Source organism: Clostridioides sp. ES-S-0049-02, assembly GCF_020658465.1.
Classification (GTDB): Bacteria; Bacillota; Clostridia; order Peptostreptococcales; family Peptostreptococcaceae; genus Clostridioides.
Map to the genome: position 1 here is coordinate 77,057 of NZ_JACVWG010000011.1, position 15,990 is coordinate 93,046.

At 28.3% G+C, this 15,990-nt stretch carries 12 protein-coding genes, 1 riboswitch and 1 other annotated feature; all 12 genes read right to left on the reverse strand.

The window, feature by feature from the left end; all coding sequences use genetic code 11:
• Window positions 1-278: 278 nt before the first annotated feature.
• The 12 genes from IC213_RS17155 to IC213_RS17210 all read right to left on the reverse strand — a co-directional run bounded on the left by IC213_RS17155 (window position 279) and on the right by IC213_RS17210 (window position 15,829).
• Window positions 279-2,945 carry a valine--tRNA ligase gene (locus IC213_RS17155; protein ID WP_227863297.1) on the reverse strand — a complete coding sequence of 889 codons (2,667 nt, stop codon included), beginning with the start codon at window positions 2,943-2,945 and terminating at the stop codon, window positions 279-281.
• A 76-nt stretch (window positions 2,946-3,021) separates the two neighbouring features.
• Window positions 3,022-3,286, reverse strand: a binding site (T-box leader).
• A gap of 320 nt (window positions 3,287-3,606) precedes the next feature.
• Window positions 3,607-4,434, reverse strand: a complete 828-nt coding sequence (locus tag IC213_RS17160) for a polysaccharide deacetylase family protein (protein WP_227863298.1) — start codon at window positions 4,432-4,434, stop codon at window positions 3,607-3,609.
• A gap of 47 nt (window positions 4,435-4,481) precedes the next feature.
• Window positions 4,482-5,918: a [Fe-Fe] hydrogenase large subunit C-terminal domain-containing protein gene (locus tag IC213_RS17165; protein WP_227433693.1), complete on the reverse strand. Its 1,437-nt coding sequence runs from the start codon at window positions 5,916-5,918 to the stop codon at window positions 4,482-4,484.
• An 83-nt stretch (window positions 5,919-6,001) separates the two neighbouring features.
• On the reverse strand, window positions 6,002-6,874 hold the full coding sequence (locus IC213_RS17170) for an FUSC family protein (RefSeq protein WP_227433692.1): 873 nt from the start codon (window positions 6,872-6,874) through the stop codon (window positions 6,002-6,004).
• Window positions 6,875-7,030: 156 nt separating this feature from the next.
• Window positions 7,031-7,684 (reverse strand): phosphate signaling complex protein PhoU, encoded by a 654-nt coding sequence (gene phoU, locus IC213_RS17175; protein ID WP_227433691.1) that lies wholly within the window; start codon window positions 7,682-7,684, stop codon window positions 7,031-7,033.
• A 27-nt stretch (window positions 7,685-7,711) separates the two neighbouring features.
• Window positions 7,712-8,476, reverse strand: a complete 765-nt coding sequence (gene pstB, locus IC213_RS17180; RefSeq protein ID WP_227433690.1) for a phosphate ABC transporter ATP-binding protein PstB — start codon at window positions 8,474-8,476, stop codon at window positions 7,712-7,714.
• Window positions 8,477-8,494: 18 nt separating this feature from the next.
• Window positions 8,495-9,319, reverse strand: a complete 825-nt coding sequence (gene pstA / locus IC213_RS17185) for a phosphate ABC transporter permease PstA (RefSeq protein ID WP_227433689.1) — start codon at window positions 9,317-9,319, stop codon at window positions 8,495-8,497.
• Between the two features lies 1 nt (window position 9,320).
• A complete protein-coding gene (gene pstC / locus IC213_RS17190; RefSeq protein WP_227855993.1) occupies window positions 9,321-10,238 on the reverse strand; it encodes a phosphate ABC transporter permease subunit PstC in 918 nt (305 codons plus the stop codon).
• A gap of 339 nt (window positions 10,239-10,577) precedes the next feature.
• Entirely contained in the window at window positions 10,578-11,258 is a 681-nt protein-coding gene (locus IC213_RS17195; protein ID WP_227863299.1) for a response regulator transcription factor, read from the reverse strand.
• 49 nt (window positions 11,259-11,307) lie between these two features.
• Window positions 11,308-13,323 carry a sensor histidine kinase gene (locus IC213_RS17200; RefSeq protein ID WP_227863300.1) on the reverse strand — a complete coding sequence of 672 codons (2,016 nt, stop codon included), beginning with the start codon at window positions 13,321-13,323 and terminating at the stop codon, window positions 11,308-11,310.
• A gap of 78 nt (window positions 13,324-13,401) precedes the next feature.
• On the reverse strand, window positions 13,402-14,079 hold the full coding sequence (locus IC213_RS17205) for a response regulator transcription factor (RefSeq protein ID WP_227863301.1): 678 nt from the start codon (window positions 14,077-14,079) through the stop codon (window positions 13,402-13,404).
• A gap of 578 nt (window positions 14,080-14,657) precedes the next feature.
• A riboswitch (cyclic di-GMP riboswitch) is annotated at window positions 14,658-14,741 on the reverse strand.
• Between the two features lie 254 nt (window positions 14,742-14,995).
• A complete protein-coding gene (locus IC213_RS17210; protein WP_227433684.1) occupies window positions 14,996-15,829 on the reverse strand; it encodes a phosphate ABC transporter substrate-binding protein in 834 nt (277 codons plus the stop codon).
• Window positions 15,830-15,990: the final 161 nt, after the last annotated feature.

Below are 15,990 nucleotides of genomic sequence, written 5' to 3' on the forward strand. Positions count from 1 at the left end.
AACTTATTTTTTGACATATTTATCTTTTTTTTTAACTATACAACATAAAAAATATAGGAAAACAAACGCAACATGTATTTATTATCCTATATTAAATATTATAATATATCAATTTTTTATTGATTATAAAGTTCAAAAATATAAAATTAATACAGTCATAATAAGATAAAAATATCACATATCTCTAAAAAATTATAACATCATATTTATCTACATAGAAAGAAAAACATACAAAGAATACATATTTAGTACTCTTTGTATGTTTTTATCCCACACATTTATTTTACTTTAGTTTTTAAATTTGCTAATCTTTCCTCAACAGATTTAATCATTTCTTCAAATTTTTCTTTTTTAGCTTTTTCTTCTTCTATTAAGCTTTCAGGAGCTTTTGCTAAGAATCCTTGATTTGCAAGTTTTCCATTAACTCTCTTTATCTCTCCCTCTAACTTTTTCATTTCTTTAGATAGCCTTTCAATTTCTTTTTCAAAGTCAACTAATTCATTAAGAGGTATGAATATTTCAACACCATCAATAACTACACCAACTGCATCTTCTGGTACATTTGATTTGTCTTTTGATATCTCAACAGTTGAAGCAGATGCTAAAGTTATAAAATAATCCTTACCAAGTTCAATAGTTTCTATCTTATCTTCACTTGGTACTATTATTAATTTAGCCTTCTTAGAAGGTGGTACATTCATTTCTGCTCTCACATTTCTTATACTTCTTATACCTTCCATTAATAAACTCATCATTTCTTCTTCATCAACCATATTATCTTCTTCATTATATTTTGGCCATTCAGATACTATTATACAACCTTCAACAGTAGGAAGATGAGTGTATATTTCCTCTGTTATAAATGGCATATATGGATGTAGTAATTTTAATATTTTTTCAAGTACATAAGTTAATGTATATAAAGCAGCAGACTTAGCATCTGTATCGTCTCCATATAATCTAGGTTTTACCATTTCAATATACCAGTCACAGTATTCTGACCAAGTAAAATCATATATCTTTTGTAATGCTATCCCTAAATCAAATTTATCCATATTATTAGTAGCTTCTTTTACAATATTATTGGCTCTTGATATTATCCATTTGTCAGCTAGAGTTAAATTATCTTTTACATTTTCTCTATTTATATTCTTAATTATCTCCTCATCAATATTCATAAATACAAATCTTGATGCATTCCACAATTTATTAGCAAAGTTTCTAGCAAATTCTACTCTTTCCATATAGAATCTCATATCATTTCCTGGGGAATTTCCAGTTGTTAATGTAAATCTTAGTGCATCAGCTCCATATTGCTCGATTATTTCTAATGGGTCAATACCATTTCCTAAAGATTTACTCATTTTTCTACCTTGAGAGTCTCTTACTAAGCCATGAACTAGTACATGGTCAAATGGCTTTTCATTCATACAGAACATACCTGCAAATGCCATTCTAACTACCCAGAAGAATATTATATCGTATCCTGTAACAAGTACACTTGTTGGATAATAATAATCTAATGCATCTGTCTTATTTGGCCATCCTAGGGTAGAGAAAGGCCATAATGCAGAACTAAACCAAGTATCTAGTGCGTCTTCATCTTGTTTAAAATGAGTGCTTTCACATTTAGGACATTTATCTGGCATCTTTTTAGCAACTACTATTTCTCCACACTCTTGACAATAGTAAGCTGGTATTTGATGACCCCACCATAATTGTCTTGATATACACCAATCTCTTATATTTTCTAACCATTGTAAATAAGTTTTATCAAATTTATCTGGAACAAATTCTAATTCTCCTTTTTTAAGAATCTCTATAGCTGGTTTTGCAAGTTCTTCCATCTTAACAAACCATTGCTCTGATAATCTAGGCTCAATTACTGTATGGCATCTATAACAAGTTCCTACATTGTGATTATGCTCTTTTATCTTGATTAGATATCCTTGTTCTTTTAAGTCTGCTATGATGGCTTTTCTACACTCAAATCTATCCATACCTTCATATTTTCCACAAACTTCGTTCATAGTTCCATCTTCATTCATTGTATTTAATTGCTCAAGATTATGTCTTAAACCTACTTCAAAATCGTTAGGGTCATGAGCTGGAGTCATCTTAACAGCACCAGTTCCAAACTCTAAATCTACATAACTATCTGCAACTATTGGAAGTTCTCTTCCTACTAATGGAAGTATTGCTGTTTTTCCTATTAAGTGTTTGTATCTATCATCGTCTGGATTTACAGCTATACCAGTATCCCCTATCATTGTTTCAGGTCTAGTAGTAGCTATTTCCAAGAAGTCTTCACTATCTTTTAATGGATATTTTATATGATAAAAGTTTCCATCCTGCTCTTCATGCTCAACTTCTGCATCTGATAAAGTAGTTTTACAGTCTGGACACCAGTTTATTATTCTATTCCCTCTATATATATGTCCTTTTTCATATAGGTTTACAAAGAACTCTATAACTGCTTCATTGCAACCTTCATCCATAGTAAATCTTTCTTTATCCCAATCACAAGAATCTCCTAATTGTTTAAGCTGATTAACTATTTTTCCTCCAAATTCGTCTCTCCATGCCCAAGCTCTCTTCAAAAATTCTTCTCTTCCTATTTCGTATTTAGTCTTACCTTCTTCTTTTTTTATTCTTTCAACAACTTTAACTTCAGTTGCTATAGAAGCATGGTCAGTTCCTGGAAGCCAAAAAGCTTCATATCCATCCATACGTTTCCATCTAATAAGTATATCTTGAAGAGTATGGTCAAGAGCATGTCCCATGTGCAATTGACCTGTTATATTTGGAGGCGGCATCATTATTGTAAATGGTTTTTTATCTGGGTTTGGTTTAGATTTAAAATACCCTTCATCCATCCATTTTTTATATAGCCTAGCCTCAAAATCTTTAGGATTATAAGTTTTTGATAAGTTCGTATTTTCCATTGTATTGCCTCCTATATTTTTATAAATAAATTTTTTAAATATTTTTGGGAATAAAAAAGAGCCTTTCATCCTCTTTTAAAAGGACGAAAAGCTCGCGTTACCACCTTAATTCCAAAGCTTAAAAATTCATCAACGTATAATTAAATTAATAGTTAATGACAATCTTAATAACTTTGACTCTCAAAGAATTTAACGATTCTAACCGTCTAAACTTACTAATAGTTCAGTTTAGAAACTCCAAAGCTACATTCAGCAAACCTTATACTTAGAAAATCTTACAGCCAGTGAATTTTCCTCTCTTTTAGTAGTATTTACTTACTCCTCTTCTTCTTAGTCTTTAATATTATATATTATTATATACAAATATTATTCTCTTTGTCAATTATTTTTATTTTATTTTTTCTGAATTTTCCCAATTATCATTTTTTATATTCTATGCTAATTATTATAATCTATACTATTTTTTTAAATTATTTTGTCTTACATAGTCAATAATTATTCTATTACTTTATTGACATTTTTACTACTATTTTATCAATTTTATGTTAGTTTCACTTTATATGCTATTTTCCTATATGACATTTTAACTATAATATTTTAAATGTAATTAAGTTATGTATTATATTTTATAAATGCTTTATTTTATATTTTTTAAAGTTCACTATAGGTTTTCTTGCCAGAAGTTTTTAGGCATAACATTCTCTGTAATTGGCAATATAGTATATCCTCTCTCTTTTAAAATTCTTATCATATTATTTAAAGCATTTACACTTTGTTCTTTTTCATGAATTAATACTACTAATTCATCTCTTTTTCTTCCATAATATAAAATATTACTAACTATTTGACTTGTGGACGATTTCCAGTCTTGTGTATCTAAATTCCAATCCCAAATTAGGTAATTATTTGCCATAAGCTTATCGTATGAACCTTCTGGCATATATGGCTTACTTCCATATGGTAGTCTTATTAACTTTGAGCTTTGACCAGTTATATCCTGTAGCGTTTTATTACATGTGTCAAATTCTCCAACTGTTACTTCTGGACTCTTATACAACTTATGTATATCATGACTTACACTATGAAATCCTATCGAATTTTGTTCTTCTAAGACTCTCTTCACCTCTTCTTTGTGGTTTTTCATATTTTGATTAAGCATGAAAAATGTCGCTTTGACATCATTTTCTTTTAAAATATCGAGCAATGTATTTGTATATTTTGATGGTCCATCATCTATTGTTATGTATGCAACTTTTTCAGATGTAGCTCCTGGTCCTTTCCTCTCTTCTTGAGATGTTTTATATATAATTTCTCCTAAAGTGTTATTTTGAGAAAGTAATTCTAATGTAGTTTTATCTTTTGTATTGAGATTTTCAACTGGAACATTGTTAATTTTTTCTTCTAATAATGTCCCAGTTAAAATTAAAACAGCTACAAGAAATACACGTATAATTACATGAAAAACAGTTTTATTATCTTTAATTTTCATCCCCCATATCTCCCTTTTTATAAAAACATAAACTCAAACTAAAAAAATTATTTTTTATATTTATTGTCCTTCTTATTACTTTTTATGTCTCTGCTAAATATTTTCTTTACTTGTTCTTCTTCTTTTTCTCCCAATGATTCTACTCTCTTTATTCCCATAGAAGTTAAAAATTGTAGAACATTTAAATTATCAAATGGTGTTTCCATATTTGTACTTTCACTGTATTCATCAACATTCTTAGTACCTTCTTCTACACTTAAAATACGCTTAGGACCTCCCACACAACCTCCTACGCAACCCATTCCTTCTATGAAAGTAGCCTCTATCTCTTTATTTAAAACTTTCTTCAGACCATCCATACATTCTTTTGTTCCTTCAAATGCTTTTTCTTTAAACTTTATGTTTTTATCAATTCTTCTAACTGATAATTTGACTGCTTTACTTACACCCCCTGTTCTAGCATAAACTCTACCTGAAAGAGATGCTTCTACTCTATTACTTTCATCCATTACTGCTGGATTTAGTTCTAATGCATCAAATATTTCCTGTAATTCTTTAAACGTAAGTACAAAATCAACTGCATCCTTTATATCTTCCAACATTGCTTCTTTCTTCTTTGCCATACAAGGGCCTATAAATACAACTTTAGCCTCTGGATTTAAAATCTTTACAGCTCTACCACAAGCAATCATAGGTGACACAGATGGTGATACCTTATCTAATATTTGAGGAAAACTATTTTGTATTAAGCTAACCCAAATAGGGCAACAGCAACTAGTTATAAAGCATCCTTCTTCGTCCTTTTTCATATGCTCATAATAGTCATATGCTTCTTTTGCAGTAAGCATATCTGCTGCTAAAGCAACTTCTATCATATCTTCAAATCCTATCTTTTTTAATGCAGTTCTTAACTTACCAGGACTTACATCTTTTCCAAATTGACCTACAAAAGCTGGTGCGACTATTGCATATACGGGACTCTTTATATCTTTTAATAGCTTTATCATTGGTATGAATTCAATCTTATCTGATATCGCACCTAATTTACATCTTGACACACAATCACCACAGGCACTACATGTATCTTCCTCATTACAATTAATATGCTTATTTCTTATATTGCATGACTCATCTTCTTTATTATTTTCATCACAATATTTACAAGCATCTGATATTATAGATATTATTGGTCTTTTTACTTCATCCAAATTTACAGCTTCGTGCAATGCATCTTTTAGGTTTTTATCTGTATCTCCTGTTACATCCAATCCCATAGTTACCCTGATTAAATTCACCATAGTATCTTTGTCAAATTGATTATCAAAATGACTATCTAAATTTTCGTTTAACTCTTCACTTAAAATTTTTTCAGGCAAGTTTTCAATATCTTCTGTATCCTCATTCCATACTGCCTTTACAAGTTCTCCAAAAAGCTTCATTTTGTATCTTTCTAATATTTTAGAATTATCATTTATAGTATTCATAAAAAATAGTACCTCCGTAAATTAAACTTATATATGTTTAATATTTACAAAGATACTATTTTTTATTTATTATTTATTGACTATTATTGATATGACTTATTTAATTTTTTCAATAATTCTATTTCAAGCATTATTTTCATTAAATGATAGTTAAACACTGGACTTTTTTCTTCATCTACGTTCCAATCCAGTTCATCCACACCATATGTTTTCTTAAGGTATTTATATGTATGCTCTTTTAAATAGAGTTTATTTTCTAGTAACTCTATAGATTGCATGTGAAAGTGGATTTCTCTACATATCCTTAAGGCATTTTCTATTTTTTCTATATTGGTTTCACTTAAACTATAGTCTAGCTCGTCGATAAGTTTTGAATATATTTCTTCCAATTTTTCTACTTCTTCTTCAAATTTTTCTACATCTAGATTTTCTTTTCTAAGTATTTTTTCTTCAATAAGCAACATTGAAAGTTCTTCTATTTTTTTAAACTCATCTATAACACTATTTAGGTAGTTTGGTCTAGCAACATAATAATTAACGAGTACACCAAATAAAACTCCTACAGATGTATCTAATACCCTGTGTAAAGAATAGTATACGGGGTCATTGTTTCCTACACCTAGATGTATGGCTAGAAAAGTGACACAGGCAACAACTACTGACTTTATTTTAAACAGATTACATAGATATATTGAACACATTACACCAAGACCACATAAAAATGGGTCTCCTGCTTTAGTGATAGCAAATAAAAATCCTATTATACCACCCAAAATAGTACCTTCTACTCTATTGATTCCTGTCTTTAAAGAACCTTTCACTGTGTCCTGAACAGAAATTATACATGCTACTAGAGAATAAAACATATTCTCAACTAAATAATTACCAAGAAGCATACATAAAGTTACACTAATTCCTGTCTTTATAGTCCTCATACCCATCTTTTGAAGTTTCAAATTTCCACCTCCTAAAAGCACCTTATATAAAATACGCATCCTCATATTTAATATGTTCCTAGTATATCACAATTTTTTAAATTTACCCATTAATCGCATTTTTTTAACAATTGCTTTTTAATTTAGACAATAAAAAAACTGCTATAAAGCAGTTTTTTATCCTATCTCTACCATTTTACCTTCAATTGCAAAGATTATTTTTTCACATACATTTGTTATATGGTCTCCAATTCGTTCAAGGTATCTTCCTATAAGTAAAAGTTTTACACCTTGATCTATTGTATTTGAATTTTCATGCATTATTTTTAAACAATCAATTTGTACTTGCTCATATAAATCATCTACAATGTCATCTTTACTTCCAACATTATAAGCTATACTTGCATCAAATGATATTAAAGCCTCTCTAGTTTGAGACATCATATTCTTACATTCCTTTGCCATTTTAGGTATATCTATCAACTCTTTTATATAAGCTTCTCCACCTATTTTCAACATTTCTCTAGCTATATTTGCTGCATAATCTCCAATTCGTTCTAATTCTATTGATATGTTTCCCAAAGAATAAATAAATCTTAAGTCTCTCGCCATTGGCTGTTTTAGCACTATTAATTCTATACTTTTATCTCTTATTTCTTCTCTCAATTTATTTATTTCTTCATCATCATCCACTACTTTTCTTGCACCTTCTAAATCTTTTTCTATCATACAAGTTACAGACTTTTCTATTGCCTCTTCACATTTTTCCATCATAAGTACTGTCTGCTCTTTTAAAGTATCAATACTTATATCTAAACTATTATTGACCATTGTCTAACTCCTTTATAGTTATATATTTTAACCGAATCTACCTGTTATATAGTCTTCTGTTCTTTTATCCACAGGAGTAGTAAACATAGTTTTTGTATCACTAAATTCTATAACCTCTCCATTTAGGAAAAAAGCTGTTTCATCTGATATACGAGCAGCTTGTTGCATATTATGTGTAACTATGACTATTGTATAGTCCTTTTTCAAATCTTCTATAAGTTCTTCTACTTTTAATGTTGAAATTGGGTCTAAAGCAGATGTAGGTTCATCCATAAGTATAACTTCTGGTCTCATAGCAATTGCTCTCGCTATACATATACGTTGTTGTTGTCCTCCAGATAATCCTAATGCAGATGATTTAAGCCTATCTTTAACTTCCTCCCAAATAGCTGCTCCCTTCAAACTTTCTTCTACTATCTTGTCTAGTTGCTTTTTATCTCTTAACCCATGCGTACGAGGTCCATATGCAACATTATCATATATACTCATAGGAAATGGATTGGGTTTTTGAAATACCATTCCTACTTTTGTACGAAGGTTTATAACATCATCTGAAGTATAGATATCTTCTCCATCAACGGAAATAGTCCCTGTAATTGTTACATTTTCTATTAGGTCATTCATTCTATTTAATGTTCTTATAAAAGTAGATTTTCCACATCCAGATGGACCTATTAAGGCAGTAACTTTATTTTCTTTTATATCCATATTTATTTTATTTAGAGCTTGTTTGTCACCATAAAATAAATCCAAATCTTTTACACTCATTTTTATTTTATTGATTAATTCCATCATTCACACCTCTTAAATTTAATAATTAGCCTTATTTAACTTCTTAGCAACAAATCTTGCTAACATATTTAATACTAATACAATTACTATTAAAACAATACCTATACTAGCTGCTGTCGCTATGTCTCCACTCTCTTTAGTTAGTAAGTATGAGTGTACAGTTAGTGTTCTTGCACTATCAAATATTCCTCCTGGCATCTTAGCTACAGTACCTGCTGTAAGTAGTATAGCAGCTGATTCTCCAATTATACGACCAACTGACAATATTACTCCTGACAAAATTCCTGGTACTGCACTTGGAAGTACTACTTTATATAAAGTTTGAAATTTAGTAGCTCCTAATGCTAGAGATGATTCCCTATATGATTGAGGAACTGTCTTTAAAGCTTCTTCTGTTGTACGAATTATTACTGGTAATATTATTATTGCAACTGTAAGTGACCCTGCAACTATTGAATATCCCATTTTTAAGGTAACTACAAAGAAAATTCCTCCAAATAACCCATAAACTATAGATGGTATTCCTGACAAACTTTCAGTGGCAAACCTTATAGCTGTAACTGCTTTTCCTTTTTTAGCATATTCTTGTAAATATATAGCTGCTAAGATTCCTATTGGTGTTGCTACAATTATAGAAACCAATACAGTATATAATGTTGTAATTATCATTGGGAATATACCACCATCACCTGATGCTGAATAATTACTAAATAAGAAGTTAAAATTCATATTTCCGATTCCCTTTATAAATATAAATCCTACTATAACTACTAGTGATACTATTGTAAATAATGCTGATAGATATACTAATAATTTCAATATATTCTCTCTGAACTTTCTCATCTTAATTTACCGCCTTATTTGAAAGTTTATTTAAAACTAAGTTTAAAATTAATATAAATGTAAACAATACTACTCCAGTTGCAAATAACATTTCTTGATGTGTCCCAAATGCATATCCCATTTCAAGTGCTATATTAGTTGTAAGTGGTCTTACACTATCTGTTATAGAAGTTGGCATAACTGGTGAATTTCCTGCAACAAGTATTACTGCCATTGTCTCTCCTAAAGCTCTTCCTACGCCTAGTACTACTGCTGCTAATACTCCAGACTTTGCAGCTGGTAATACAACTTTAAATATTGTTTCTATTTTTGATGCACCAAGTGCTAATGAACCCTCTTTATATGCTTTTGGTACTGCTCTTATAGCTGTTTCTGATACAGATATTATTGTTGGAAGCATCATTACTGCTAATACTATTATTATTGCTAATAAACTCTGTCCTTTTGGAAGATTAAATATACTTTGTATCATTGGAACTATTACTGCAAGGCCAAACACCCCATATAGTACTGAAGGTATACCTGCCAGAAGTTCAACTGCTGGTGACATTATTTTTGCTAATCTTTTAGGTGCTACTTCTGCTATAAATACAGATGTTAATATTCCAATTGGTACTCCTATTACAAGTGCACCAATTGTAGCAACTATTGATGCTGCTATCATAGATGATATTCCAAACTTATTAGCTGAAGGAACCCAATCCGCACCTGTTAAAAAATCTATAAATGAGTATCCCTCAAATATAAAAGGTCTTAACCCTTTATAAAATACAAATCCTATTATCAAAAGTAAACTTGCGACTGCTACTAAAGCACTTAATAGAAATATATTTTTTGCTACTTTTTCGACTATATATTTAGTCTTATTTCCATTATTGTCATTTTTTTCTAAACCTACTAACCTAGATTTTACTATCATAATATCCTCCCATTAAAATATACCTATTTATTTTCGTTCTGTATTTAAAATTTAAATTTTTATAAGTTCGTCATTATTAAATTTTCTATATTTTTATTCTACTTTTTTTAAGTTAAATCTATATTAGGTTTAAGTTAAACAAGTGTAAAATTATATTCACTTTTTTAACATTAATTTTACTTTTTGGACTATATTTGACATTTACTTTACAATTTAACTATATTTGGCAACAATAAAATAGCAGATATAAGTAATAATACGTACTACACGTAATTTATTATTTATATCTGCTATTAAAATTTGTTAACTAGATTTAACCTTTTATAATCTATATATTTATTATTCCTTATTAAAGTAATACCCTGCTCCTCTTATTGTTATGATTTTTTGAGGATTTTTGTAATCTTTCTCTATTTTCTTTCTCAGTCCGTTCACTGCAACTACTACACTATAATTATCCTCTAGATAATCATTTAACCATACATGTTCATATATCTCTTTGGTAGTTAAGGTCTTTTCTGGATTCTCTATAAAATAGTTCAACAACTTATTTTCTGTTGGAGTTAATTTTATTATTTTATCTTCTAATTTTATTACTCCACTTGTTCTATTGTATTCTTCTAATCTTGTATTACTTTCATTGTTATTTATATATGAAGTTACTCTTCTTAAAATTGCTTTTACCTTTGCATATAGTATTTCCAAATTTAAAGGTTTGATTAAATAATCATCACCACCAGAATTTAAAGCATTTAAAATACTTTGGTCTTCATTTATATAAGTCATATAAACAATAGGACACGTAGTTACATTTCTAATCTTTTTACATAAAGTCCATCCATCACCATCAGTTAAGATTATTTCTAAAAATATCAAATCGTATTTATTGCTAAATATTTTTCCAATAGCTTCTTCACAGTTATACGCCAAATCTACATTTATTCCTTTTTGCTCCAAGAAATTTTTTAATTCCTGGCAATTATTCTTGTCTCCATCTATTATTAATATCTTAGTTTGCATTATAATCACTCCTAAATATCATTATTCTTTTATATTAAATAACTATTTATTATAAAAAACATAAACTTAATTTTATTGTAAAAACAGTTCCTTTTTCCAACTCTGAATCTACAAAAATCTCTCCATCATGCTCTCTTATAATGGATTTAACAATATATAATCCTAACCCTTGACCTTTTGAAGTACTATTGTCCCTTTCTGTAAAGAATCGGTCAAATATCTTTGGTATATTTTCTGCTGGTATACCTTTACCATTATCAGAAATTTTAATAATTGCAAATCCATCTTCTTTATTCACTGACAAAATTATTTTCCCATCAAATGAAGTAAAGCTCAAAGCATTATAAATTAAATTTTCAAATGCTCTAGCCAATCTTTCTTTATTTACTTTTGCATATATTTTTTTATCTAATATATAAACTTCAAAATTTACACCACATGCTTGTGTATCTGGTAAATTATTTTCATATACCTCTTTAATAAAATCATTCAGACATATTTTTTCACTAAGACCAATTTTTTTATCTTGTAATGTAAATTCTTGTAAACTACGTACTCTATTTTGAACTTCATTTGATTTTTGGTTTATTGCATAAAGATAGGTTCTTGTCTCCTCATCTACATGAATATTCCCCAACTTTATTAAATCTATAAATGCCTGTATAGCTGAAACAGGTGCCTTTAAATCATGTGCTACATCTGCCAAGAATTTTTTACGTTCATTTAATAGTGTTGTAAGTTCATTAGTTCTTACTTCAACTTCATGCTCAAGATTTTGTGTGAGTTTTTCATTTTCTTTTATTATTATTCTATTTCTATTTATCATCATAATAGAAAACAAAATAACTATTAAAAAACCACAGTATTCTGTTTGCCATCCTGTAAATATAGGTTCAAACCTATTACTAGTCACTACATCAAATAATATACTGACACCAAACACTATGTTTGCTGAAACTAAAATATAGGAGCTTAATTGCTCAAAGTATGTTTTTTTATAAATTGAAACTATTGAAGACATCAATATGTAAATAAATACAACATATTTATATATGTCTATTAATTTTCCATAGATATTAACAAAGTATATATCATATGGAAGAAGAATAACTGGTATCACAATGGATATGATACACATAGTAATTCCTAATGGTAAAATTAAAAATCTATATACTTTATTTCTTTCAATTTTGGATATATTTCCATTTATACAAATAATACATAAAACTGCTATAAAGTATGATGAATCTTCAACTGCATATGTAAAGTTCACTAAAGGAAGCCCCATTAAATGTATAAAAGGATATGACACGTGTATAGCAAAAAAAATACACATACATCCAAAGTATAAATATAGCTTGCTTTGTTTTGAAAGTACCCAAACAGCTAGAGAAAATATAGCTATTGCAATAGTTGTAAAACAAATAACACTATAAAAAACTAATCTATAAAATATCATATTACTTACATCTTTTGTTTTTCCTAATGCAGGTGGATAATACAAACCGCTATAATAATGTGAGAAATTGGACACATTGATTATAATTTCTGTATCTTTCTTTGCAACAAAACTTACTACTGTGTTTTTAATTTTAGGTCTATATCTTTCTGTACCTATATCTCCTAACTTAGAGACTATTTCACCATTTATCCAAACTTCACTTGAACAAAAGATTTCTGGAAGTTCTAGGCTTAGTACTTTGTCTTTACCTTCATTTTTTATCCTCATGCGATAAGTTGCATTTCCATATGGCGATTGTTTTTCTTTTCTCATGGAAAAATCTGGATATTGTCCTATGAAAATGTATTCTGGTTTTATATGTTTCTCTCTAAAATCTTTTGGCTTAAATATCTTATGGTTATAAAATTCCCAATCATCTATTAGAAAAACAAGTTTATTTTTAGAAAAAGTATCCTCATCTATAGTTAAAATTCCATTACTTGCTCTAATAGACTTATATGTATATTTATTATCATATTTATAAAGAAAATTTAATCCTATTATTGCCAACAGAGAGACTATCAATACAATGAGAGTTCCTTTTAGTACATTAGACTTTTTCATTGCATTAACCACATCTCTTTCTTTTGTAGTAATATTAAATGATAAAATAAGAACTATTTATTGCTTACATTATCTTGCTTATGGTACAAACTTATATCCTTTACCCCACACGGTTTGAATATATTGATGCTCTCTGCTTAAAGAATTAATTTTTTTCCTCATCTGTGCAATATGAACTTGTACAGTATGTTGATCTCCAACATCAGGCATTTTCCAAACTTGATTATATATCTCTATTTTTGAAAATACTTGTTCTTTATTTTCAGCTAAAAATAATAGTATTTCAAACTCCATGGTGGTTAAGTCAATACCCTTTTCATCAAAGGTTACTTTTCTTGAATTTACATTTATTACTAGGGATGAAAACTTTAACACATTAGGAACTGATGTAATGTTTTTATATTGCCTCATCCGAGCATAGATTCTAAGTTCAAGTTCTTTTAAGCTATATGGCTTTGTTATATAATCATCTGCTCCAGATAAAAAACCTTGAACTCTTTCCTCTTCATGTTCGTAATTAGATAAAAATATTATAGGTATGTTAACCTTTTCTTTTATAGCATTACATATTTTATATCCATCTGAATCTGGTAGTGCAATATCTAGTATTATACAGTCTAAAACTATACTTTCTACTATCTTCATTGCACGTTTAGCAGTCTCTGCTGTGTATACGTTAAAACCTATGTTAGAAAAATAAATTTGATTTATGTTTAAAATATCAACATCATCATCTACAACTAATAAGTTATACATTACACCACTCCATTCAAAAATATTTTAATCATAATCTAAAGTTATAAGTATTACAAATTATAATGTTTTACCTCTTAATCTAACTAATATTATTATTTTATAATATCTTTACAAACTAGACTATAAAACTTAAGTATTTTTGAATAATTCTTGAACATTGTCTTAAATATTAAGCATTCATTATTAAATACTAATCAAAGTCTCCGATTGTTGGAAAATGGAACTTAAAATCATTATATCTCATATATATACGATATTTATAGAAACTTGTCCATTAGCCAGTTTGAGTATTGATTTATACGATTTATATGGTTATAATATAAAATAAATTGTATTATTTTGGTAAGTACATTGTTATAAAAAAATTATATTATGTATTTTAATTGATTATAAAATTATTATATCTTCGTTATAATTGCATTATATTTTTTAAAAAATTTCCCTTTTCCAACAAAGGGCTACTTTGGCTAAATATAGCCATTTATATATATAAGTAAAGTTATTAAAGCTTATAATTTTCAAATTTCATATCAACTATGTTAAATTTAAAACAAAAAAAAGGCTATGTAATATAAAATTATATTCATAGCCGGTTGCACCACTAACTCCATATACCTCTAGATGCCCAATAATAAGATATACTTCTCAGTTTCTAAAATATTTTCATTAAACTTGTTTAAATTGTTCTGATAAATTTCATTTCTATTCTAACATTGTAATATTATCTTGTCAATATTTACATATTTTTTAAATATAATGTACTAACTATATATATTTTTTATTTAAAAATGTTTATAGTTCTATCATCAATAATAGACAATACCCTGCAAGTTATAGTAGCATTTTTATAAGCTGACTTTGCAGGGTATCATATATTTTTTTATGTTAAGTTTTTATCTTAATAATTAGCTTTATCTTATTGATTAACTTTAATGAATCCTTTTTCTGAAACAAGTGCTTGTCCTTCATCACTCAATATATAGTCTATCAAAGCCTTACCTTTTTCTGATAATTTATCTTCTTTATTAACTAATATAAATGGTCTTGATATTGGATATTTATTAGCTATTACATTGGCATCAGTTGCATCAACATCATTTACTTTTAAACTATTTACTTTCTCATCAACATATCCAAATGATATATATCCTATAGCATTTTTATTTCCTTCAACTGTAGTTTTTATATTTCCTGAACCATCACTTATTTGTGCATCTTTAGTCAATTCTTCTGACTTGAATCCTACAATTTCTTGGAATCCATCTCTAGTTCCTGAACCTTCTTCTCTTGATACTATTACTATTGGTTCATCATTTCCGTTAACTTCTTTCCAGTTAGTTATCTTTCCTGTGTATATACCTTTTATTTGGTCCATTGTAAGATTTTTTACTGGGTTGTCTTTATTAGTTATTAATGCTATACCGTCTATTGCTATCTTAGTTTCCTTTAATCCAGCACTTTTTTCTTCATCTTTTAAATCTCTTGAACTCATACCTATTTCAGACGTTCCTTCTATTGCATTTTTTATACCTCCAGAAGAACCAATTTGTTGTACTTCTACACTAACACCTTGATTTTTTTCCTGAAACTTCTCTCCAATAGTTTCCATAAGAGGCCCTATTGAAGTTGAACCTGAAACAGAAACTTTATTTGAATCTCCTGAACCTCCAGAGTCAGAACCACATCCTACTGCTAAGACTCCAACCAACATTGTACTAGCTAAAAGAACTCCTATTTTCTTTTTGAACATTTTACTTACCCCCGCTTATATTTTAATTTTTTTGTTTTCATATTTGCTATATTTTAATAATACATATTTTTTGTTAAGTGAATATTAGAGCGAGGTTAAGTAAATGTAAATATTGTTAAATACATGTAAAAATTTAATTTTATATAGTATATTTAAAATTA

What these genes read in the sequence shown, in the direction of transcription:
- IC213_RS17155 (WP_227863297.1), bottom strand. Translation starts at nt 2,945, where the DNA reads ATGGAAAATACGAACTTATCAAAAACTTATAATCCTAAAGATTTTGAG.
- IC213_RS17160 (WP_227863298.1), bottom strand. Translation starts at nt 4,434, where the DNA reads ATGAAAATTAAAGATAATAAAACTGTTTTTCATGTAATTATACGTGTA.
- IC213_RS17165 (WP_227433693.1), bottom strand. Translation starts at nt 5,918, where the DNA reads ATGAATACTATAAATGATAATTCTAAAATATTAGAAAGATACAAAATG.
- phoU (WP_227433691.1), bottom strand. Translation starts at nt 7,684, where the DNA reads ATGGTCAATAATAGTTTAGATATAAGTATTGATACTTTAAAAGAGCAG.
- pstB (WP_227433690.1), bottom strand. Translation starts at nt 8,476, where the DNA reads ATGGAATTAATCAATAAAATAAAAATGAGTGTAAAAGATTTGGATTTA.
- pstA (WP_227433689.1), bottom strand. Translation starts at nt 9,319, where the DNA reads ATGAGAAAGTTCAGAGAGAATATATTGAAATTATTAGTATATCTATCA.
- pstC (WP_227855993.1), bottom strand. Translation starts at nt 10,238, where the DNA reads ATGATAGTAAAATCTAGGTTAGTAGGTTTAGAAAAAAATGACAATAAT.
- IC213_RS17195 (WP_227863299.1), bottom strand. Translation starts at nt 11,258, where the DNA reads ATGCAAACTAAGATATTAATAATAGATGGAGACAAGAATAATTGCCAG.
- IC213_RS17200 (WP_227863300.1), bottom strand. Translation starts at nt 13,323, where the DNA reads ATGAAAAAGTCTAATGTACTAAAAGGAACTCTCATTGTATTGATAGTC.
- IC213_RS17205 (WP_227863301.1), bottom strand. Translation starts at nt 14,079, where the DNA reads ATGTATAACTTATTAGTTGTAGATGATGATGTTGATATTTTAAACATA.
- IC213_RS17210 (WP_227433684.1), bottom strand. Translation starts at nt 15,829, where the DNA reads ATGTTCAAAAAGAAAATAGGAGTTCTTTTAGCTAGTACAATGTTGGTT.